The sequence below is a fragment of the Sporosarcina sp. P3 genome, from assembly GCF_002743415.1.
GTDB classification, from domain to species: domain Bacteria; phylum Bacillota; class Bacilli; order Bacillales_A; family Planococcaceae; genus Sporosarcina; species Sporosarcina ureae_A.
Map to the genome: position 1 here is coordinate 285,660 of NZ_PDZE01000004.1, position 22,294 is coordinate 307,953.

General features: G+C 43.1%; 21 protein-coding genes and 1 riboswitch. Of the genes, 7 read left to right on the plus strand and 14 right to left on the minus strand.

What is annotated here, in order from left to right; all coding sequences use genetic code 11:
• Positions 1-230 precede the first annotated feature (230 nt).
• The 9 genes from CSV61_RS16575 to CSV61_RS07465 all read right to left on the minus strand — a co-directional run bounded on the left by CSV61_RS16575 (position 231) and on the right by CSV61_RS07465 (position 6,492).
• Positions 231-431, minus strand: a complete 201-nt coding sequence (locus CSV61_RS16575) for a hypothetical protein (RefSeq protein ID WP_158233796.1) — start codon at positions 429-431, stop codon at positions 231-233.
• Positions 416-565 (minus strand): hypothetical protein, encoded by a 150-nt coding sequence (locus tag CSV61_RS16750; protein ID WP_158233797.1) that lies wholly within the window; start codon positions 563-565, stop codon positions 416-418. The genes CSV61_RS16575 and CSV61_RS16750 overlap by 16 nt, the downstream gene beginning before the upstream one ends.
• Entirely contained in the window at positions 562-738 is a 177-nt protein-coding gene (locus CSV61_RS16755; RefSeq protein WP_158233798.1) for a hypothetical protein, read from the minus strand. Before CSV61_RS16755 ends, CSV61_RS16750 begins: the two co-directional genes overlap by 4 nt.
• A 120-nt stretch (positions 739-858) precedes the next feature.
• Positions 859-1,794 (minus strand): ribose ABC transporter substrate-binding protein RbsB, encoded by a 936-nt coding sequence (gene rbsB / locus CSV61_RS07440; protein WP_099638691.1) that lies wholly within the window; start codon positions 1,792-1,794, stop codon positions 859-861.
• 15 nt (positions 1,795-1,809) lie between these two features.
• Positions 1,810-2,751 (minus strand): ribose ABC transporter permease, encoded by a 942-nt coding sequence (gene rbsC / locus CSV61_RS07445; protein WP_099638692.1) that lies wholly within the window; start codon positions 2,749-2,751, stop codon positions 1,810-1,812.
• A complete protein-coding gene (locus tag CSV61_RS07450; protein ID WP_099638693.1) occupies positions 2,738-4,234 on the minus strand; it encodes a sugar ABC transporter ATP-binding protein in 1,497 nt (498 codons plus the stop codon). Before CSV61_RS07450 ends, rbsC begins: the two co-directional genes overlap by 14 nt.
• Positions 4,235-4,250: 16 nt before the next feature.
• Complete coding sequence (gene rbsD, locus CSV61_RS07455) at positions 4,251-4,640, minus strand: D-ribose pyranase (RefSeq protein WP_099638694.1); 390 nt, start codon at positions 4,638-4,640, stop codon at positions 4,251-4,253.
• The gene (rbsK, locus tag CSV61_RS07460) at positions 4,637-5,515 is read right to left on the minus strand and encodes a ribokinase (protein ID WP_099638695.1); all 879 of its coding nucleotides are present in this window, start codon (positions 5,513-5,515) and stop codon (positions 4,637-4,639) included. Before rbsK ends, rbsD begins: the two co-directional genes overlap by 4 nt.
• On the minus strand, positions 5,515-6,492 hold the full coding sequence (locus tag CSV61_RS07465; RefSeq protein WP_083035061.1) for a LacI family DNA-binding transcriptional regulator: 978 nt from the start codon (positions 6,490-6,492) through the stop codon (positions 5,515-5,517). Before CSV61_RS07465 ends, rbsK begins: the two co-directional genes overlap by 1 nt.
• 223 nt (positions 6,493-6,715) lie before the next feature.
• On the opposite strand from CSV61_RS07465, the gene CSV61_RS16580 reads away from it, so the two are divergent.
• From CSV61_RS16580 to CSV61_RS07475, 3 genes are all read left to right on the plus strand, one after another.
• Complete coding sequence (locus tag CSV61_RS16580) at positions 6,716-7,330, plus strand: methyl-accepting chemotaxis protein (protein WP_143561071.1); 615 nt, start codon at positions 6,716-6,718, stop codon at positions 7,328-7,330.
• A 39-nt stretch (positions 7,331-7,369) separates the two neighbouring features.
• Entirely contained in the window at positions 7,370-7,690 is a 321-nt protein-coding gene (locus CSV61_RS07470) for a hypothetical protein (protein ID WP_099638696.1), read from the plus strand.
• A 141-nt stretch (positions 7,691-7,831) separates the two neighbouring features.
• Positions 7,832-10,081, plus strand: a complete 2,250-nt coding sequence (locus CSV61_RS07475) for a DEAD/DEAH box helicase (protein WP_233193542.1) — start codon at positions 7,832-7,834, stop codon at positions 10,079-10,081.
• Between the two features lie 106 nt (positions 10,082-10,187).
• Here the strand turns inward: CSV61_RS07475 and CSV61_RS07480 are convergent, their stop codons facing one another.
• Positions 10,188-13,244, minus strand: a complete 3,057-nt coding sequence (locus CSV61_RS07480; protein ID WP_099638697.1) for a YhgE/Pip domain-containing protein — start codon at positions 13,242-13,244, stop codon at positions 10,188-10,190.
• 39 nt (positions 13,245-13,283) lie between these two features.
• On the minus strand, positions 13,284-13,853 hold the full coding sequence (locus CSV61_RS07485; protein WP_083035058.1) for a TetR/AcrR family transcriptional regulator: 570 nt from the start codon (positions 13,851-13,853) through the stop codon (positions 13,284-13,286).
• 406 nt (positions 13,854-14,259) lie between these two features.
• Positions 14,260-14,357: riboswitch (TPP riboswitch) on the plus strand.
• A gap of 84 nt (positions 14,358-14,441) precedes the next feature.
• Between CSV61_RS07485 and CSV61_RS07490 the strand changes: the two genes are divergently transcribed.
• Genes CSV61_RS07490 through CSV61_RS07500 form a run of 3 tightly spaced genes read left to right on the plus strand, consistent with a single transcriptional unit; the run spans position 14,442 to position 16,998 of the window.
• Positions 14,442-15,212, plus strand: a complete 771-nt coding sequence (locus tag CSV61_RS07490; RefSeq protein ID WP_099638720.1) for an ABC transporter ATP-binding protein — start codon at positions 14,442-14,444, stop codon at positions 15,210-15,212.
• Positions 15,209-15,961, plus strand: coding sequence for an ABC transporter permease (locus CSV61_RS07495; protein ID WP_099638698.1), 753 nt, complete (start codon positions 15,209-15,211; stop codon positions 15,959-15,961). The genes CSV61_RS07490 and CSV61_RS07495 overlap by 4 nt, the downstream gene beginning before the upstream one ends.
• Positions 15,958-16,998 (plus strand): ABC transporter substrate-binding protein, encoded by a 1,041-nt coding sequence (locus CSV61_RS07500; protein ID WP_099638699.1) that lies wholly within the window; start codon positions 15,958-15,960, stop codon positions 16,996-16,998. The genes CSV61_RS07495 and CSV61_RS07500 overlap by 4 nt, the downstream gene beginning before the upstream one ends.
• A gap of 67 nt (positions 16,999-17,065) precedes the next feature.
• On the opposite strand, the gene CSV61_RS07505 is transcribed toward CSV61_RS07500, so the two are convergent.
• Complete coding sequence (locus tag CSV61_RS07505; protein ID WP_158233799.1) at positions 17,066-18,580, minus strand: S8 family peptidase; 1,515 nt, start codon at positions 18,578-18,580, stop codon at positions 17,066-17,068.
• A 286-nt stretch (positions 18,581-18,866) separates the two neighbouring features.
• Between CSV61_RS07505 and CSV61_RS07510 the strand changes: the two genes are divergently transcribed.
• The gene (locus tag CSV61_RS07510; protein ID WP_099638701.1) at positions 18,867-19,940 is read left to right on the plus strand and encodes a YARHG domain-containing protein; all 1,074 of its coding nucleotides are present in this window, start codon (positions 18,867-18,869) and stop codon (positions 19,938-19,940) included.
• A 106-nt stretch (positions 19,941-20,046) separates the two neighbouring features.
• Here CSV61_RS07510 and CSV61_RS07515 read toward each other — a convergent pair whose 3' ends face one another.
• Both CSV61_RS07515 and grpE read right to left on the minus strand, forming a co-directional pair.
• On the minus strand, positions 20,047-21,261 hold the full coding sequence (locus CSV61_RS07515) for a tetratricopeptide repeat protein (RefSeq protein WP_099638702.1): 1,215 nt from the start codon (positions 21,259-21,261) through the stop codon (positions 20,047-20,049).
• 84 nt (positions 21,262-21,345) lie between these two features.
• Entirely contained in the window at positions 21,346-21,936 is a 591-nt protein-coding gene (gene grpE, locus CSV61_RS07520; protein WP_158233800.1) for a nucleotide exchange factor GrpE, read from the minus strand.
• Positions 21,937-22,294: the final 358 nt, after the last annotated feature.

A 22,294-nucleotide genomic window follows, 5' to 3' on the forward strand; every position in this document is an offset into this window, starting at 1 on the left:
TGGGTTTTATACATTAATGAATGGTGGATGTGGGAGTTGCTCTATAGTTGGCCGCGTGTGCTCTATCTAACCGGAGATTCGCTCTATGAGACGTGGTAACCGCTCTGTAGTTGGCCGTGAGCGCTCTATCCAACCAGAGATGCGCTCAATGATACGTGTTAACCGCTCTATAGTGGGCCATGAACGCTCTATCCACCCCGACATACGCTCAATGGCATGAAATTTCCGCTCTATAATACCAACCAATCTATTACATACGAGATTCGCTCTATCTCAAGCCATAACCGCTCAATCTCGCCAGCTATTCGCTCTATAACAGTCCATAACCGCTCAATCACCCACCATATCCGCTCTATCACAGCCCGTAAGCGCTCAATACCCCACCACATCCGCTCAATCGCACGAAATTCCCGCTCTATATCATCAACCAATCTATCACATACGAGATTCGCTCTATCGCAAGCCATAACCGCTCAATCTCGCCAGCTATTCGCTCTATAACAGCCCACAACCGCTCTGTCACCCACCATATCCGCTCTATAGCTGCTCGTAAGCGCTCAATCACCCACCACATCCGCTCAATGACACGATATTCCCCCTATATATTACCAACCAATCTATCACATACGAGATTCGCTCTATCGCAAGCCATAACCGCTCTATCCCGCCAGCTATTCGCTCTATAGCAGCCCGCAACCGCTCTATCACCCACCACATCCGCTCTATAGCAGCCCGCAAACGCTCAATCCCCCTCCACAACCGCTCAATCCCTACCTACCCCTCGCCCCCAAAAAACACAAAAAAGCCCCCCAGCCAAAAAACCTGGCCAGAGAGCTCCTCCCAAACTAAAACTCACACTTACTCTTTAATTAACTCCAATTCAACGGGAATATCTGCTTCTACCTCTTCACCATTCAACAGAGCAACCGCGGCTTTCATTGCCTTGACCCCAATTTCCTCGGGCTTCTGGGCAATCGTTGCGGACAACTTACCATCTTTGACAGATGCTACAGCGTCGTCTGTTGCGTCAAATCCAATGACTATAATATCTTTACCAGCCGACTGAATGGCTTCTAACGCACCTAACGCCATCTCATCATTATGCGCGAATACGCCTTGGATGTCTGGGTTAGCTTGCAAAATGTTTTCCATTACCGTCAAACCTTCTGCACGGTTAAAGTTCGCTGTTTGTTTCGCTACAATATTTACCTTGCCGTCCACCGCTTCGTTAAAGCCCGCTCCACGGTCACGTGCTGCGGATGAACCCGCAATTCCTTCAAGTTCTGCAACCTGTGGATTCTCTTCACCAAGCAGCTCGATCAAGTATTCCCCAGCTAACACACCGCCTGCTTTATTATCTGAAGCAATGTGCGAAACGACTTCTCCACCTTCTGCTCTACGGTCTACTGTGATGACCGGAACGTTAGAGCTGTTTGCCGATTCTACTGCAGATACAACCGCTTGTGAATCAGTCGGATTGATGATCAACAAATCTACACCTTGTTGGATTAAATCTTCTACGTCACTCGCTTGTTTAGATGCATCGTCTTGTGCATCGACAACGATCACTTCAGATCCAGACTCTTTCGCCTGGTCCTTGACTCCTTCACTCAATGTCACGAAGAACGGGTTGTTTAGCGTCGATACGGAAAGACCGATTTTATACACTTTGTCGCCGTCATTTCCAGCCTCACCTTGATCATCTGAGGAAGAATTTGAACCCGGTTGCTCTAATGAACAAGCAGCCAAAACGAGAACGACGGCCATAAGTAGTAACCATTTGATATGTTTCATACAATTTACATCTCCTTATGCGGTTTTTTTACGATCTAAGAGCACTGCGATTAATATAACTGCACCCTTTACTACCTGTTGGAAGAAAGAGGATACGCCTATCAAATTCAAACCATTATTCAACACACCAATAATCAATGCCCCGATTAATGTACCGACAATCCAACCGCGTCCGCCAGTCAAGCTTGTCCCGCCAAGTACAACGGCCGCAATCGCATCGAGTTCAAACATATTTCCTGCTGTTGGTTGTGCGGAGTTTAGGCGTGACGTCAAAATAAGTGACGCGATTGCCGTTAGACCGCCTGCCAATGAATAGACATAAATCTTTACGCGATCGACATTGATTCCGGAAAGACGTGACGCTTCTTCATTGCCACCGACCGCATAGACACGACGGCCGAATGTCGTTTTCTTCAAGATAAAGTATAGCACTGCAAAGGAGATCGCCATCGTGATGACCGGAAACGGGATACCGAAAACATATCCTTTTCCGAGCATTTGGAATGTGAATGAATCGCCAAGTCCTGAAATCGGACGTCCTTCAGTATAGACTAAAGTCAATCCGCGGAAAATCGTCATCGTCGCGAGTGTTGCGATAAATGGTGCGACCTTCCCTTTCGCAATAATCAATCCGTTGATTGCACCGAGCAGCACACCTAGTAATACACCAAGTAGCATAGCTAAAATCGGATCCATACCGCCTGACATCATACCTGCTGTCACGGCACCGGTTAATGCGAGAATCGATCCAACTGATAAATCAATTCCACCGGTCAAAATAACAAACGTCATCCCGAACGCAATCAATGCGTTAATTGACACTTGACGCAATACGTTGAACAAGTTGTTCAGCGTTAAAAAACTCGGACTCATAATAGAAATAATGACCACGATCAATAATAAACCAATGAACGGCCCTAATTTCTGTAATGACGATTTCATATTAGTCTTGGACAACTTTGTCACCTCCTGTTGCAAAATGCATAATTCGTTCTTGTGTCATGTCCTCTTTCGGTAAATCTGCCATCAATTGGCCTTCATGCATGACGAGCACACGGTCTGCCATACCGATGACTTCCGGAAGTTCAGATGAAATCATCACAATCGCCACTCCACGCTCCGCCAATTCATTGATGATACTGTAAATTTCTTTCTTCGCACCTACGTCGACACCTCTAGTCGGTTCATCCAAAAACAGAATGTCGGGCTCAATACCTAACCATTTTGCGATGACTACCTTTTGCTGGTTACCACCACTCAACGACTTAACGCTTTGTTCAGGCCCAGACGTGCGAACACCTAGACGTTTGGACATCGTGTCATACAACTGATTTTCTTTCGTTCGTTGGATAACGCCTGAATTTGAAATTCGATTGAAGTTCGTCAAGCACATGTTTTCTCGTACTGAAAATTCGAGAATCAACCCTTCAGTTTTCCGATCTTCTGTGACATATCCGATACCAAGCTTTTTCGCTTGCAACGGATTTGAAATCACCACTTGCTCGCCATCAATGAAAATCTTGCCTGCAGTCGGTTTTTTAAAGCCGAAAATCGATTGAATTACTTCTGTACGTCCAGCACCCATCAAGCCGGCAATACCGACAATTTCACCTTTTCGCACTTCAAACGATACATCTTCAAAGTAGTCAGTGCGCGAGAGATTTTCTACTTTTAGTTTCACATCGCCTATTTCACACGCACGTGCTGGGAATCGTTCACCCAATTCACGTCCGACCATCATCTGCACGATTTCTTCAAATGTAGTGTCTTTTATATTGCGCACACCGACGTATTGACCATCTCGTAAAATAGTAATCCGATCGCACATCGCGAAAATCTCTTCCATCCGATGCGATATATAAACGAATGAAACGCCTTCCGCTTGCAAAGCTCGAACGGTTTCGAACAATGTTTCAATTTCGCGGTCCGTCAGTGCTGCAGTCGGCTCATCCATTATAATTAATTCGGCATTAGAAGAAACCGCCTTCGCAATCTCAATAATCTGTTGTTTACCGACAGATAATTCACGCGTGATCGTTCGTGCATCGACATGCAATCCTAACTTCGCCAGAATTTCTTCCGCTTGACGATTCATTTCCTTCGTCTTCAAAATTCCGCTTTTCCCGAATGTCTTTTCATTCCCTAAATAGAAGTTCTCTGCAACTGTCAAATCAGGTAAAATATTGAGCTCTTGGTGAATGACCGCAATTCCCGCTTCTTCAGCTTCTTTCGCGTTCTTGAACTCCACTTTCTTACCTTTGACTGTGATCTCGCCTGAATCGCGCGTATAGATCCCCGTCAAAATTTTCATCATCGTCGATTTCCCTGCACCGTTCTCGCCCATGAGCGCATGGATTTCACCTTTGACTACATTAAACTCCACATTGTCGAGTACTTTATTTCCATTGAAACTTTTCGATATCCCGCTCATCGCAATCATCTCTGCACACCCACTTTCAGAATATGACGCCTGACTGTACGATAATATTGGCATAAGGCGTCGCCTCTCCTGTACGAATAATAACTTTCGATTGTCTTGATTGTTGTTTTAATTGATCATGTGTCAACTCTTCTATCGGACATGCTAGTTGTGTAATTTCACTAAAGACTGTAGGATTCTCTTCTTTTATTTCACTGGCAATATATACTTTTTCTGCTTGAAAGTCTTTCATTACTTCCAATAAAATCTCCGTGAATCCAGGCTTTCCAAGTGCATACGAAAGATCGATGCACGGAACACCTTCAGGAATCGGCAGACCGCAATCTGCAATCGTCAATTGATCGGTGTGACCCATTTTAGCTAGCACAGCCGCAATATCGCGATTGATCATGCCATGCTTTTTCATCGGCTCTCCTCCAAACGCGCTTCTACTTCTTCAAATGAAGGCATGCCACCTTGTGCGCCGAACTTCTCTACGGAAAGTGAAGCGGCCGCATTCGCGAAACGAACTGCTCGTTCCAGTTCCATCCCCGCCACTATTCCATGTGCAAGTGCACCATTAAACGTATCACCTGCACCTGTCGTATCCACAGCTTTGGTTTTAAAGCTTTCTACAATGACATGCTTTTCACCATCATAGAATCGTGCACCGTCATCGCCTAGCGTGATAATTAAACGGTTCGGATACTTCTCTAATGCACTTACCATATCCATACCGAAAATTTGTTCACATTCCGTTTCATTCGGCGTTAAATAGGTAATCGAAGGCATCATATCGAGTTCAAATCCACGCGCTGGAGCCGGATTCAACATCACCGGCACGCCAGCCGCTTGGCACTTTTCTAATGTATAGACGACAGTAGGAATCGGAATTTCCAATTGAAGCATGACCAAGTCACTACGTTTGATGAGGTCTTCTATTTCGTCAATATGTGATGGCATCAACAAAGAGTTCGCACCCGGTACGACGATAATCCGATTATCTCCTTCTGACAGCAAAATATTCGCAATGCCAGAAGCTCCATCTACAGTAGCAACACCGGTGACGCCGACTGTATTCTGTTGAAGATTATTGACAATACTCGTACCGAATAAATCATTTCCCACACACGCAACCATATGTGTTTCACTACCAAGTCGCGCTGCAGCAATTGCCTGATTCGCGCCTTTTCCACCTGGCACTGTATCGAACACATTTCCAAGAACCGTCTCACCTTGGTCGGGGAAATTCTCCGTGCCCACTACCAAATCCATATTGGCACTGCCAATTACCGTTATCATCATGCTTCACTCCTCGTTGTTTGGCGAATGAGCAACTCTGCCGGAATCAGTATTTCACGCTCCGTCAACTCTTGCCCTTTAATTAATGTAATGAGCATCCTCGCTGCCATCGCACCCATTCTATATAAATCCTGCGCTACCGTCGTTAAGCCTGGTGTTAATTGGCTGGCAAGCATCGTTCCGTCATATCCAACAATTTGAAGCTGATTGGGTACATGAATACCCGCTGAATATGCAGCTTTCATTGCACCCGCTGCAGTCACATCGCTACTCGCAAAAATCCCATCAATAGACCGTTCTTGCAAAATCTTTTTGACCATCGTCTCCGCTATATCAAAATGGAAGGGACATTCAACAATATGCGTTTCTATATTCTTCCCTTTTACCGCATCATTGAACCCAGCAAATCGATCATCAGCAGGACCTAATCCTGCAGGCCCGCGCATACAAAGGACATTTTTGCAACCGCTATCCAATAAATGCTCCGTTCCTATACGAGCACCTTCGCGGTTATCCGTCGCGATGTACGGAATCGACGAATGAATTCTTCGATCAATTGCTACAATGGGAATATCTAGTCCCATATAATGTTCCGCTTCTATATGATTCGACGCGACAATAAACCCCGCCACATATTTCTGTTGCAGAGTCTTTACATAATTAATTTCCTTCTCAAGATCTTCATCTGAGTTACACAAAATCAACGTGTATCCATATGCCAGCGCAACATCTTCAATCGCACGCGCCAATTCTGGAAAAAACGGGTTGACAATATCCGGAACAATCAAGCCAATAAAGGTAGATTGTTTCGTGCTAAGTGAACGCGCAATCATACTAGGCTGATAGTTTAACTCGTCAATCGCCTTAGCAATCACCCGTTTTGCCTCTTCACTTATGTATCCTTTATCATTTAAATAGCGTGAAACAGTGGCTACTGAAACTCCAGCAACTTTAGCCACATCCCGTATATTCGCCAACTATTCCACCTACATTCTGTTCTATGTGGTACCGGTTACACATAATGATAACAGACAGAGTTTTTTAGTGTCAATAGCGAAATGGTATTGAGTATATGCGTGGTGTATTGAGTGAATATTGGGTTAGATTATAGGGTTTTTTTGGGGTGGTATTGAGCGGTTAAACAGTTGCTTAGAGCGCATGGCGTGATGGATTGAGCGGGTACATTGCGGTTTAGAGCGATTGTGGACCTTGATTGAGCGGATAGCGCGGGCGATTGAGCGCTTTGGTCGACACATTGAGCGCTCACGGGCTTGGTTTGAGCGAATAGCGCGGACGATTGAGCACTTACGCCAACACATTGAGCACTCGCGGACTTGGTTTGAGCGAATAGCGTGGACGATTGAGCGCTTACGCCAACACATTGAGCGCTCGCGGACCTCGTTTGAGCGGATGGCGCGGACGATTGAGCGCTTACGCCAACACATTGAGCGCTCGCGGACCTCGTTTGAGCGGATGGCGCGGACGATTGAGCACTTACGCCAAAACATTGAGCGCTCGCGGACTTCGTTTGAGCGAATAGCACGGACGATTGATTGCTTACGCCAAAACATAGAGCGCTCGCGGACTTCGTTTGAGCGAATAGCACGGACGATTGAGCACTTCAGCCAACACATTGAGCGCTCGCGGCCATGGATTGAGCGAACCCCCAGCTACATAGAGCAGATAACACAATACATAGAGCGGATCACCCAAACGACAGAGCGCAAACCAAACCACAATGACCACTCCCCTTCCATAGAATCTCTTCAGCAAATCAAGATGTCTTGTCTATACATATCTATAGAGGTAAAATGAAAGTAGAGTCATAGGGAAATCCGTAGAGGAGAGATCTGCATGACGAATTATCGAGAAAACGAAACAGTCCAATATGAAATGCCCGCGGACTTGCGCAAAAGTATAGATTACATTAGCGGAATTTTATTGATCACAAAACAACGTTTTATCTTCCAGCCACAAAACATGCATTTCCAAAGAGATATTTTGGAGTTCGATATTGCCGACATTCATAATATTGACTCTTCCTATGTGTTGGGTATTGTGCCGAACGGAATTACTGTCGAGTTAAAAGATGGTACCTTACACACATTTGTTTTAGAGAGTTCACTTTTTGTGAAGGCCGATGATATGATCAAATCGGTTTGGGAATTGATGTGAATAGTAAGTTTTAAATATTTTTTGTAAATTAAACACATTTTTGTGAGTTTGAATATTGAGAAAAATATTGTATTAGCTCTATCTTTATTAGTACACTAAGTATAGCGAATCACTGAATTGAATTATAAGAGGTGTATGGTTATGAAGAGATCTGAACAAGAAATGAATCTAGAGCTAGAAAAACTTCAGACTGAGAATAAGTATTTAAAAATGATAGTACAAAATTATTTGCCAGATTTTCAAATCAAAGAACATACTAGTTTAGTTACCAATAATTCAACGGCACAACAGAAAGTTCAATTATTTCAAAGTATTTTTCGGGGTAGAGCGGATGTCTATGCAACTAGATGGAAGTTAGAGAATGGTAAGAACGGATATTCTCCAGTCCGACGGAATAAATCCTATATCTCTCTTACAGATCAAACAATTTATGATCATTTGAGTGGCAAGCACATTGTAGGTCTATATCCTTTGTTAGTAGATAACACTTGTTGGTTTCTAGTTGTAGATTTTGATAAAAAGAATTGGCAAAATGATGTGCTCGCATTCGTAAATATTTGTAAAAACATTCAGCTTCCTTGTAGTATTGAAAGATCTCGTTCTGGCAATGGGGCGCATGTCTGGCTGTTCTTTTCAGAAGCCTTACCTTCCTCATTAGCCCGCACACTCGGCAAAGCACTGATTGAACATGCGGATAAGAAGGCGTCTGCTGAATTAGATTCTTTTGATCGTTTATTTCCAAGTCAGGACTCTCTTGCAAATACTAGAAGTCTAGGAAACCTAATCGCCCTACCACTACAACGCTATGCCCGAGATCTTGGCAATAGCGTTTTTGTTAATGAAGCCTTTCAACCATTTGAAGATCAATGGCTTTATTTATCTTGTTTAAATAAAATAGATAAGAACATGGTTTACAAATCCCTTCAGTCACTTAATGTGCAAATTCCTGCTACTAATGCCGCTAGTTATCCCACTACTCTACAAGCTATTAAGAAGAACGGCATTTATTTCAAGTTGGAAGAACTTACTGACTCACTTACATCAGAACTCGAAAGTTTAGCTTCATTTGGAAACACTGAGTATTTTAAAGCAAAAGCAAGGAGACTGTCTACGTATACTATCCCTTCGGTGATTCAAGGTTTTGATAAAACTTCTTCTCATTTAATTCTTCCAAGAGGATGTGAGCAGGCTATCCAAGACCTAATGTCATCTAAGGGAATTGAATTAGATTGGATAGATGAACGTTTTTATGGAAGCCCTATAGATACAAAATTCACCGGCACCTTATCTTCACAGCAAGTAGACGCACTTCGACAGTTACAAGCACATGATGGCGGAGTCTTAGCAGCAGCAACTGGATTCGGAAAAACCGTAACAGCAGCTGCTCTTATCGCTGAGCAAAAAGTGAATACCCTTATCATAGTGAACCGTAAACAGTTACTGAATCAATGGATTGATCAGCTTTCACTTTTTCTGGACTCACCCCCTCAAGATATAGGCCAATTTGGCGGTGGAAAACGAATGGCTACAGGGAAAATCGATGTAGCCACCATACAAACATTGACCTCTAACGGAATTGATTCTATTATCACCCAATACGGTCAAATTATTATAGATGAATGCCATCACCTTTCAGCTTATACTTCTGAACAATTAATGAAGATGGTTCGAGCGAAATATGTATACGGACTTACAGCTACGCCAGCCCGCAAAGATGGACTTCACCCAATAATTACAATGCAATGCGGGCCGATTTTATATAAAACAGATGCCAAAGAACAGGCTCTTATTCGTCCTTTTCATCATCTTATCTTTGAAAGAAAAACCTCTTATAAGACTACATCTGAAAACATCCAACAAATGTACAATGAAATGGCTGAGGATACTAAACGAAATGGACTTATTTTCGAAGACGTGCTTTTAGCATTAGAGGAAGGTATGACGCCATTAATTCTGACCGAACGAATAAGTCATATTCATATACTTCATAGTTTGTTTAAGGGATTCGCAAAAAATATTATCGCTCTTTCCGGGGAACTCTCTAAAAGAGAACAAGAGGAGGCATTACATTTCATGCGAGAACTACCAGGCGAAGAAGAACTTTTAATTATAGCAACAGGAAAAAATATAGGTGAAGGTTTTGATTTCCCACGATTGGATGCGCTGTTTCTAACTATGCCGGTCTCTTGGAAGGGTTTATTAACTCAATACGTAGGACGGTTACACCGCAACCACTCTGAAAAACAAGAAGTACGCGTCTATGATTATATTGACCAAAAGGTCCCTGCCCTAATAAATATGTCTAAGAAGCGCTCCAAAGGCTTCAGGGATTTAGGGTATATTAATGGGACGAGTGAGAATAGCAATTCGGAGCAAATGAAGTTATTTTAATGTAGTAGCCTCAAAAAATCATATAATTGAGAGCTCTAAATCTAATTACACATAAAAGGACTGTACAAAAAGTTAGTAAAATCACTTTCTGTACAGTCTATTTCCATCACATCACAATATTACTTTCCTTCGCCTTCTCAATAAACTTATCACTCGATTTATTAAAAAATTTCTTCAATCCGAGTCCCACTACAAGCGATAACGCGAAGTAAATGGACAAATAGAGGATTTGTTTTAGTGCCACAGCCCAGATAATTCCGCCGATCGATTCACGCAATAAGGTGATCGCATGTGTGAATGGCATAAATGCGGAAATCTGTTGGAAGAAATCGGGTGCCATTTGAATAGGGAATGTCCCCCCTGATGCACCGAGCTGCATGACCATCAAAACGATGGCGATCACTTTACCCGTGTTACCAAGTACGGAAACGAGTGTGTAGACGATGGTAACGAATACGACACTGATCAGCACACCGAATAATACAAACGATAGCTTGTTGACGACGTAGACATTCATGATGAATAATTCGCCGAGCGTGACGATCAATGATTGGACCGTGCCTATTCCAGCAAAGATAATCAACCGTCCAAGATATGTTTGGTAACTCTTGAATCGTGACTTTTCTCGGATGTCGACTTTCAGCGTGGATACCATGAGTAGTGCGCCGACCCACAATGAAAGTGTTGTATAAAATGGGCTCATGGCTGAACCGTAGTTGGGAATTGGATATAACGCATGTTCATTTAGGACAACCGGTTCAGCGAGAAACTTGCTGACGCCTATTGGATCTGTCGAGAGAACATCCAATAATTTATCCAAGTCTCCTTCGTCTTCCAACTTGCGGATTTTCTCTGCCATCGTTTCAATAGCATCACGAGCTTCCGGGAAGAGCTGCTGTGCTTTCACTAAATCTTTTTTCCCAAGCGCTACCCCGTCTTCAGCTTTTTCAAGCGCAGTACGAAGACGTGGGATCCGTCCATTTACTTCATCTAGTACGTCGGACACGTCATACAACGCATTGGTTGCATCGCGCATTGCAGATTTATACTTTCTCGTCAAATCACTATTGACGAAATCGATCGCTTCTCCAACCGAACGATCCAATTCTCCGGATACACGATTGACTTCAGCTAAATGTTTTTTACCGTTTGCTTTCGATTCATTGATCCGATCAACTAGGCCGTCAACGGATGAATTGGCAGATGATAGGCTGTCTTGAACCGTTTTGATTCGTTCAATTTCCTCAGACAGCTTATCGGAATTTATGAACTTCTCAAGATCTGCTAATCCACTATCAATGGAACCGATTGCCGATAGTCCATTATCAATTCGGTCAACCATCGTTTGAAGAGCACCAATCGTAATGTTAGGATCTTCTGCTGTCTCTAGCAACCCTGCAAGCTTTTCATCAATTTCCGTCTTCGATGCTTGAAGTTCATTGAACCGGTCGCGCAATCCTTCATCAAAAGTTTGTAATTGTTGAATCGCATCTGCAATGGCTTTTTGGCTATTGGCATCAAATTGATTTCGTGCATCGACAATCTTTTGCTGACTTGCCTGTAGCTGTCCTGAAAGTTGATTCAACAACTCAAGGCTCGGCTTCTCTCCTTTACTAATAGCGGCTTGCACTTTATCAATCGCTTGTTTAGTCGTGGATAACTGATCGCGTAACGCGACGAACCTCTGTTGCAAACCGATTATTTTGTCACTGCCTGTCACTTTACTTGCGGCTTCTAAAACAGAAATGACCGAATCCAGTTTTCCAATCTGACTTTCCATCGCGGTGGACATACTGTCGAGTTGTTCTTGATATTGACTGAAATCAATAGATTCACGCTTATCGATCAAACCTTGAACGACTTCCTGCGCACCGCTATTCACTTCTGTCCCGCGATCCAATAAGCTGGTGATATTCGTAGAAAGTTCATTCAACTGCTTCATAAGCTTTTCAGTTTGCGGAGATAATATATTTTCGTAATTGCCTTTGATTTTCTCCATATCTTCAGCGAGTTTATCGGACAACGCTTGTGTTTGCGTTATCAAATCAGTTGCTGGATTCTTACCGCTCTGCAAGTCGGAAATGATCGTTTCCAAATTCTTTTTCAAACGATTCAAATCTGTAGCACTATCATGTAAGGAACTTTGCAAGTCTTTAATATTTGTTGAGTCTTTTAGATTCTGATCCTGTTTTTTCAAATAATCGTAAATATCATCTAGTCGTGCATTCGTATCTTCTAATTTGCCTTGTTTATCACGTAGCGAACCGACAATACGATCAACGTCTTCCCCTTTACCTGACAGCTCACTTGTCAAATCAGGTACTTTACGGAATGCTGTTTGTGCACTCTCCAAGTTAGACGTAATGACACGCAATGTGTGATCTACGGTCTTTTCATTTTCCTGTAACTTACTAATCAACCGTGCGTTTAGCTTTTTTGCATTGGCATGCACTACATTGACGTCATCTAGCACGACATCTACGCGATCAATAGAAGTATCTGCAAAATCCAAACCTTTATCGATCATCTGTAGTTTCGAATAAATATCTGGAATGTCATATTCTAATTGATAAATTAAATCACGTAGCTTTTCGATATTCCCACGATTGTCTTCCAGTTCTACACCTAGATTATTGAATACTTTGATGACCGCTTCATTCGCTTGTTCGACGAATGTTTTATCGATATTTTCTACTATCGCAGAAGCGCCTTTACCCGCTACTTTCGGGGAAATTGCATTGATTTTTTCATTGATATAATAATCCAATGTTGGCTTCTTCATATCGTCGGTGACGACACTGCTTAAATTCTCCGAGAAGTCTTTCGGAATGATGATTGCAGCATAATAATCTCCGTGCTTCACGCCTGTCAACGCTTCATCTTTCGTTACGAACTGCCAGCCGAGATCATCGTTAGTGGTCAGCGAGACAATCACTTCATCTCCGACATTGAATTCTTTGTCTTCGATCTTCGCCCCTACATCTTCACTGACGATCGCGACTTCTACGCCTTTCGTATTGGAATATGGGTCCCACGAAGCGAGGATGTTCATCCAAGCATAAAGGGAAGGAAGAAACGCAATGGCCGCAATGACAATGATTGCTGCTTTATTTTTGAAAATATTCCGAAGATCCCGTCTGACTATAAACCAAATTTTATTCATTTCACATAAACCCTCACTCTATATTCCATCATCCGCACATCACACTAACAAACTGGAGAAGATCGTATCGTTCAAAACGTCCGTGATTTGCTCTTCTGTCAATTGTTCATCATGCGTTTTTGACCAATCATTAACTAGCGCTACATAAGATTTGAATAAAAGATACGCAATCAGCTCGCTGTTACACGGCTTTAGTTCACCTTTTGCGACGCCTCGCTCAATTTTCCCAGCAATGAATTTCACTATTTCCTTCTCTATAGTAGTTAACACATCTCCCACGGCAGGTGTACGCAATTCTTTTTCCTCTTCAATCAATTTAATGAATAACTGATGTGTTTCGCGAAATTTCAGCAGTTGCATAATGCGCGCATGGGCATTCTCTTGAAAAGACGCACCTTCCTTAGCTGTGCGCTCAGAGAGGTCTTTCATTTCTTCAACCATTTTCCAAACAATCGAATGAAATAACTCTTCTTTATTCGAGAAAAATGTATAGATTGTGCCCTTACCCACGTTCGCAATCTTCGCTACTTGATCCATCGTAGTTGCTTTATATCCGAACATCGAAAATGATTTTTCAGCCGCCAACATAATTTCTTCTCTGCGATCCATTATGACACTTCCTTCAAAAAGTGACCGAAATACCATTTCGGTCTGTTAGTCATTATATTACACAGGTTATCCATTAAATGCAACAGGATTGCTGATTCGTAATAAGGTTGGGACTGAACAGAAAATATTTTTTAGAGTAACAGAGTGTACCCGAACGGAGAAAGGCCGACTCCTGAGGGATCAGCGTGCGTCCTGAGACCCTGGACAGGTGCCTTAATTTCTGCAAAGTACACAGAAATACGGCAAAGCGAACCCTACGTTGTTCGCTTGGCTCAAGCCACGCCCCTCGGAAAGCGTGCCTCTCGGAGTGCAGGGAAACGGGGTGAGATAGTTATGTCCCAGCCTCTTAGAATATTTACTAAATTGACATTGACTACTTTACTAGTCTATGTAACGATAAGAGAAGGAACAACACTAGGGGTGCTTTTGCTGAGAGAGGCGTTCGCCTTAACCCTTGAACCTGCTCTAGATAATGCTAGCGGAGGGAAGTGGACATATGACGGATTTAGGCCGAACTATGCAACCGCTTCGAACAGAGAAGGGGTTTTTTTGTATATACTTTTTGAAGAAATGAGAAGTGGTAACCATATGACTACTAAAGTTTTAGAGTTCACAAATGTATCTTTTCATTATCAAGCAACCAATGCTTCGAAACCAACTGCGATTTTTGATCAAGTCGACTGGCATGTAAATGAAGGCGAATTCGTCAGCATCATTGGACCGAGCGGGTACGGAAAAAGCACGTTATTCCGACTGGTCACCGGTCTTGAGAATCCCGACAATGGGGAGATTTCATTGAACGGAGAAGTGACGACGAAGCGATTAGGCAAAGTCGGCTATATGCCGCAGCAAGACTTGCTGATGCCTTGGCGAACGATTCTTGAAAACGTCCGACTACCGTTAGAACTTCAAGGCGGTAAACCGTCTGCCAATCAGATCATTCAACTCCTCACTGACTTCGGACTCGCAGGCGAAGAAAACGCTTATCCTGGGAATTTATCAGGCGGGATGCGACAACGGGTTTCATTTTTACGAACGATCTTGACCGGCTCCAATATTTTACTACTGGACGAGCCATTTAGCGCGCTCGATGCGATCACACGGCTAACCATGCAAGAATGGTTGATCGATCAATGGCAAAAGCTCGATAAAACGATCGTGTTCATCACGCATGATATCGACGAAGCTTTATTTCTGTCCGATCGCATTTTTGTACTCGCCGACAAACCGGTACAGACGATTCGCGAAGTCATCGTGCCTCTTAGCCGACCACGCACTATGCGGGACTTGGCACAGCCAGAACTGTTGAAACTGAAAGAGCAACTTATTAGTGAGCTTCGTTCGGGGGCGCGACTATGAAGAAGATCACTTCATACAGTTGGTCTATACTTTTCGTTGCCATCTTACTCGGTGTATGGGAAATTAGCGCTCGTCTTTACGACAAAAGCTTTCTCTTCCCATCTCCTTCAGCGATTTTAATTCGATTATGGGAGCTGAAAACGGAGCTATTTATCCACCACTTACCTCCGACAGCTTTAACCATTTTCATTGGATTATCGATTTCAATCCTAATCGGATCCACACTGGCGATTGCGATGTATAGTAAGAAACCTATCGAGCAGGCGTTTTACCCTATCCTAATCGCGTCGCAAACGATCCCCATCATTGCGCTCGCACCGATTTTCGTTTTATGGTTCGGCTACAGCATTTGGAGTAAAGTCGCAGTCACCGTACTCATCACATTTTTCCCGATTACCGTTAGTGTTTTCGACGGCTTACGCTCATCAGATAAAAACTTACGGGAATTAATGCGAACAATGGGTGCATCCGCAAAAGACATTTTCTATAAATTAGATCTCCCTTCCGCTTTGCCATCTTTCTTCTCTGGACTCAAAGTAGCGGTCACATTGAGCGTGATCGGTGCGGCCATTGGGGAATGGCTAGGGGCTCAGGCAGGACTTGGATATTTTAGCAGAAGAATGATGACGCAATTTGACAGTGCTGCTGTATTCGCACCGATCGTCTTGCTTTCTGCGGTTGGCATTATCTTCTTTCTACTCATCGTTGTATTGGAAAAACACTTTTTACAATGGAGGAATCATCAATGAAAAAACGTCTGTTTCTAAGCATCACTTTTCTTCTTGTACTGCTAGCTGGGTGCAATACTGATAAGACTCCCGTAGCCGACGAAGAGACACCGAACAATGAAATGAAAAAAGTTAGCATCATGCTCGACTGGTATCCGAATGCAGTACATAGCTATATTTATGTAGCCCAGGAAAAAGGCTATTTCAATGAAGAGAACGTGGAAGTGGACATACAATTTCCTGCCAATCCGACTGACCCAATGAACTTGACCGCAGCAAGAAAAGTGACTCTTGGACTGTATTACCAACCGGATGTCATTTTAGCGCAAGCAAACGAGGGCATTCCAATTAAAGCCATCGCTTCCATTGTACGAGAGCCACTAAATTACACCGTCATGCTAGAGGAAAGTTCGATTCAATCACCTAAAGATCTTGAAGGCAAAACAATTGGCTATCCAGGGATTCCACTAAACGAGTCTCTGATTAAAACGATGGTTACGAATGATGGCGGCGATTATGACAAAGTGAATATGATCGACGTTGGATTTGAATTGGAATCTTCACTCGTTTCAAAACGCGTGGATGCCGTGACCGGAACGTTTATTAACCACGAAGTGCCTGTCATGAGCTCGAAAGGCTTCAAAACACGCTACTTTAATCCAGTAGACTATGGCGTGCCGAATTATAGTGAAATCGTATTGTTGACGAGTGATGATACATGGGACAAAGAACAAGACGCAATCCAGGCTTTCTGGCGGGCAGCGCAAAAAGGGTATGAATTTATGAAAGAACAGCCCGAAGAAGCTCTTGACCTCTTGCTAAACAACCAAGATCAAGCGAACTTCCCGTTAGACAAAGCAATTGAAACCGAAAGTCTGAATGTATTATTGCCAAAAATGGATACAGACGGTGAAGCATTTGGTACGCTTGATGAAACATCTTGGGAAGAAGTGCGGGACTGGCTACATGAAATGGAATTGATCAAGACGAAACCTGAAGTAGACGATATGATCCTAGACGTCAGCACAGGTGAAATGTTTTCTAAAATAACGAACTAATATACAGAAAGAGCTATTGCGGAAGTCTCTATGACTCATCGCAATAGCTCTTTTCGATTATATGGAATTAGCGAGGCGATACCGTAAACTTCACGGCAAATGATTTTTTCATTGCCACGCCTTTTTTATTCTGCAACCCTTGATCTACACGTAAATAATGAACTCCCGGTTGCCAGTCTGTAGTGGGGGTAATGAATAATTGCGTACGATCTTCAAAATTCACTTTCGCTGTAAAGCTTTCAATACGTTCTGTGCTATTTGGCGAACGCGTAATATAAATATGTCGAGCATAGTCTTTTCCAAGTTGCAAATCGCTAGTAAATTTGACCTTGAATACTTTACTCGGTTGTGCATTCAGTTCTGGAAAATCGCCCTTGAACTCATTTGGCGGAATGGTTGTAGAAACAGCCGGCAATGCAAGGCTCAGTTTCTCTAAATTTACTACTCCTGCGCCAAAATAAATATCTTTACCTGGTGCGCCTAAGTCTGTCGCGGTCATTTCTACTAACTGTCTGACTTCAACGGGCGTTGCTTCAGGCTTCAATGATTTCACCAAAGCTGCTGCACCTGCCACGATAGGTCCGGAAAAAGATGTTCCACTGACTGACTTATAACCATTCGAAAGTGTAGTCGTATAGATTGCCGCGCCTGGAGCGACTAAGTTAACGTGAGAATTATAGTTTGAAAAGGAAGCGCGCTGATGATCTCTATCTGTTGCACCAACTGAAATGACGGAAGGGTACGATGCAGGATACATGATCGAATTTCCTTTTGTCGCATCATTCCCTGCAGACGATACGACTGTGATCCCCGCTTCGACCGCACGCTGAATTGCTTTTTCTTCCAATTGAGAAGACGTGCTACTTCCGTAACTCATATTGATTACATCGACTTGTTTCTTGATGGCATAATCAATCGCCTGAATACTATCTGACACTTTACTGAGTCCGTTCAGATGTGAGATTTTCAACGGTAATATTTTGGCGTCAAATGTTCCCGCAATACCTACTATGCCTAGATTATTTCCAGCTTTAGCAGCGACTACACCTGCGACAGCCGTTCCGTGGCCATTGACGTCTTGAACATTCGAGTTGTTTGCGTAAAAGTTATAACCCCCTGGCTGAATTCGCCCCTGCAAATCTTCATGTTGTAAGTCAATGCCCGAATCAATGACCGCCACAACAACCGTTTTCTTTTGCTCTTGCACTCTAGACCACATCCACTGTGGCTTCACTTGTGGAATCCACCATTGCTTCACAAGAATAGGATCATTAAATACGATATGCGAGTAGCGTTCATAATTCGGTTCAACATGTAAAACATTCGGATCTTCGAGTAGTTGTTCCTTCATGACTAGTATCTCTTCTGAATCTGTAAAACTCCATAACTCTACTTCGTCTGTGATAGGTTCCCGGCTTTCTACACCCGGTAAGCTTCCATCTAGAGAAAATGCCTGACGGTTTTCTTCGTACTCTACCAATAGCTCATTTGAAACTACTTCTGCACTGACTACCCCTTTGTATCCAAAGACCGCTAGCAATCCAAAACATACAATTATAAGTATGTGATGCTGTCTCTTCATTCGCTCCTCTTTTCTTCCCTGCCACACTTTAGTCATACGGGATTCTTTTAAACTAGTATAACTCGACATTTACCATCTTCATACATTTAATACGTTAGATAGGACGATCTTTACGTGGCGTATTATGAATATCTCCATGTAATGAATACTCTACAGCTCCCTTCTCAATGAAGTAACCACCCTTACATCTAGAATAATCCCGTCAGTCATAGTATAATCTTGACTACATTGGTATCTATTCTTGCTTTCAAAAGATAGAGCCATAGCATGAAGTAGGAGAATACGTATGAAAAAATGTCCAATATGTAATGAAATGAATACAAATCAGCAAGAATACTGTACACACTGTAAAGCGTTTCTTGCCTCACGTTATTCCAATAAAAAACGAACGTTTTTGAAGACACCACTGTATCCCATTTTATTGATCGCCATCGTGCTTGTCGCGACTATAAGCTATTACACTATTGAAAATAAATATGGTCGGAAAGCAATAACAGAGCAATTCATTTCAGCGCTGATCGAGCAAGATCGAGATGAGTTGCATGAATTGATCGTACCGAAAGATAGTCGTATTTCAATCGATGGAGAAAGCATACAAGCCTTACTTACATTGATTGAGAAAAACCCTTCCTTGGTACAAGTAGTGGAAAGCCATTTACAAGAACAGACCGACGAAGGCATGTTCTCCATACGTGCGGTTGGTAAGCGGTTCGGCTTCTTTCCTCGCTATACGATTAATCCAGCGGGCTATATCCTCAAAGTGAAATCGATCGGGGACGAAACGGTGCTATCCATTCACGATACAGAAATGGGCTATATTAAAAAGAGTGAAGAACAAGCAGAATTCGGCCCGTACATGGCTGGGATCTATCCCATTAAAATGACAACAACTATAGATGATGAAAGCGTGCGTGAGGAAATTCAAGCGAATGTATTTGGAGCGAAACAAACGATTCATCTCGCCTTTGACTCCATCAAAGAATTAGCCACCGCAACCAACGTGGAAACCGACAATGATGTACCAGTTGTACAAAATGACGTCCCGAAAGAAGAACCCGTCGAAACGGTTATTGTCAAAGAAGTGATTAAAGAAATACCAGCTGATGATTCAAATGACCATTTCATCATCTCATACAGCGGTGACGTGTTCCTCGACAAATCTGACTTAAAAGGACTGTCAAAAGATGACCTACGTTTAGCGCGCAATGAAATCTATGCACGGCACGGCTACGTATTCAAGTCAAAAGAATTGCAAAACTACTTTGGCTCACAGTCTTGGTATGATCCGGACCCATCCTTCGATGGCAAGATGTCCAAGTGGGAAAAACATAATATTGAATTGATTAAATCTCTAGAATAAACAAAGGAGCAATTCGTGAAGTCGGCTCGGCCTCACGAATTGCTCCTATTTTTTATTTAGCGCGGTGTGGATGCCAAATAGCACGACACCACAACCCCTATGAAAATCAACTAGCCTCTTCTTCACTACCATTCTCACCATCTACTACCAACTTCTTCATCGCCCTTGCTTCGTACGTCACCCAATCTTCGTCTGGCTTGTTCATCAATTCATCCAGAATCGAAACAGCTTTCGCATCCTCGCCGAGCTGCCACAACGCACGACTTTCTTGAAGGCGGATTCCCTCTCGATAAGGCGACTCCTTGTAATTCACATCTTTTTCTTTACGAAATGCTTTCGCGATGTTCACCACATCTTCATACTTCCGCTCACGCAAATAACTTGACGCTAGGAAGTACGAGGCATCGTCTGTGAAGTAATCACTTTCTTCTGTACGCACAGCATATTCCAAGTACACCACAGCTGCTGGGAAGTCTTCTTTTATAAATTGCTTATAGCCTTCGTTGTAATACGTTTTCGCTGCTTCATTGGAAACGAATTCAAGCTCAGTTTCTTCTCTAGGTTGTGCGACTACTTCTTCAACCGGCTTGTCCTTCTTAGGCTCCGTCTCCGTTATAGCTGGCTTTTTCGCCGGTGCGGTAGTTGGCGACTCCGTAGCGATTTCAGGTGACGCCATGAGATTAGCAACTAACCAGACGACGAACACTAATAAGACAGTCGCTGTACTAGCAAGAAATACCGCCGCTTCTTTTTTCAGCTTACGTTTGCGCTTAGGTTTCGGAACCGGCCGTGCGATGTCTGGACGTGGAGGTTCTGCTGCCACGACACGCTTGATTGTCGGATCATCGAGCGCATACATAGGTAACTCCGCTATGTAGCGAGATAAAGGGTCACTTTCATAACGCGCCAACAACACCGTTTTCATTCGATAGAATTCAATGGGAATAGGCAGTTTTCCTGCAAGTTCCATCGCGTGATTTATAGTATGTAGTGCTTTTTCACCGAATCCTAGCTGAATTTCCGAAACGGCATCATTATATTTAGCGATGATCTGCGTATACGTGTCCCAATTGTCCACAATCGTTTGCTGTAACTTGATGGCATATAACTCGTCGCTATCTAATTCCTTCAAGTAGGCTAATGCCACATGCAAATTCCCGACCTTACTTTCAAGCAATGCTTTATGCCATAGAATTTGCTTGCGGCTCACATTCATTTTTTCCAATTCGCGTATCGTACCCAGCGCCAGTGTATAACGCTTCTGCCGTATTTCTTGTTGCATTTGCTGTATCAGCATAGGAACGTTAGTAAATGAACTCATCGAATCACCTCCACCTACTAAACGGGCGTACGTCGTGACTCACCCATTGATCATTTGTAATGCTCGTCATAAACGTTCCCCCTTTTACGAAACCGTTTTCACTAATGCATCTTGAATGACTTGACCTTCTATTGCAAAGGCCCTACGGAATACAGCTGCTACTTTAAAACGCTCGATTCCTTGCGCTTCTTCAGCAGGTATAGTTCCAACTGCTTCCATATAACTTTCATCGAAATACTCATCGTACACCGTTAACTCTTGTATACCGATTTCTTCAAGCAAAAGATGGGCTTGATCTATCGCTGCATCTAACTGTGCAAGTAAATCAACAGATTCAGGATCAACTGTCTGACGCACATCTTCAAATAAAGTAAAGATCTGCACCGCACGTTTTGCCATTTGTACACGGTCTTGCAATGCTTCATCTTGCAAACGTGTAATTGCCTCATCAACAGGCAAGACGGCTTGATTGCTTTCAAGCAACTCTTCTAAAGAGCGGAAACTTGTCGATGTAAACTGCTGGAACTGCTTCAAATCTTCTTGCGTGACAGGCTTCTCAATAGGATCCACTTCGAAATCTTCAATCGTAATTTTCTCCAGTTGTAATAATTCTTTATCCAATAAACGCTGCAACTCTTCCGGCCTGTTATTCGCGGACTCATGTATAGTACTCATCGAATTCCCCTTTTCAGAAAACATATATAATGCATAAATCAAGCAAGAAAAGCCCAGGCTAAGCTTAGGCTATTATACTGATAAGATAGCACTTTTTGGTGGCTAACACAATACTGGGCCACGAATTGTCGAAGGAATGAGGCGAATTCGATACGTGGAATGACGGGTTGTTACAGGAAGTAGCATGGATAGACAGAAGAGGCTAGGACATAACTATCTCAACCCGTTTCCCTGCACTCCGAAAGGCACGCTTTCCGAGGGGCGTGGCTTGAGCCAAGCGAACAACGTAGGGTTCGCTTTGCCGTATTTCTGTGTACTTTGCAGAAATTAAGGCACCTGTCCAGGGTCTCAAGACGCA